The organism is Mesorhizobium sp. P2_A8, from assembly GCF_056404935.1.
The window spans coordinates 1-522 of sequence record NZ_JBFUDB010000039.1 but is presented as its reverse complement, the minus strand read 5'-3'; the positions used below and the strand labels follow the sequence as shown (position 1 = coordinate 522).

At 63.2% G+C, this 522-nt stretch carries 1 protein-coding gene; it reads left to right on the top strand.

Translation table 11 applies throughout. The annotated features are described in order from the left end of the window. On the top strand, positions 1-522 hold a 522-nt coding region (locus tag AC1D10_RS35590), incomplete at both ends, for a VCBS domain-containing protein (RefSeq protein WP_477279996.1).

The following is a 522-nucleotide window of genomic DNA, read 5'->3' as shown; positions in this document are numbered from 1 at the left end:
TCGACGTCGGGCACCCTCACCATCTCGGATGTCGACAGCGATCCGCACTTCGTCGCCCAGGCCGCTACCGCCGGCAGCTACGGTACCTTCTCGATCGATGCCGACGGCAACTGGTCTTATGCCGCGAGCTCGGCCCACAATGAGTTCGTCGACGGCCAGCATTACATCGAGGACTTCGATGTGGTCAGCGCCGAYGGCACCCACACCTCGGTCCACATCGACATTCTCGGCACCAACGACGCCGCCGTGCTTTCGTCCGCCTCGGTGAACTTGACGGAAGCAAACTCCGCAGCAGCGATCAGCACCTCCGGCACGCTGACCATCTCGGATGTCGACAGCGATCCGCACTTCGTCGCCCAGGCCGCTACCGCCGGCAGCTWCGGTACCTTCTCGATCGATGCCGACGGCAACTGGTCTTATGCCGCRAGCTCGGCCCACAATGAGTTCGTCGACGGCCAGCATTACATCGAGGACTTCGATGTGGTCAGCGCCGACGGCACCCACACCTCGGTCCACATCGAC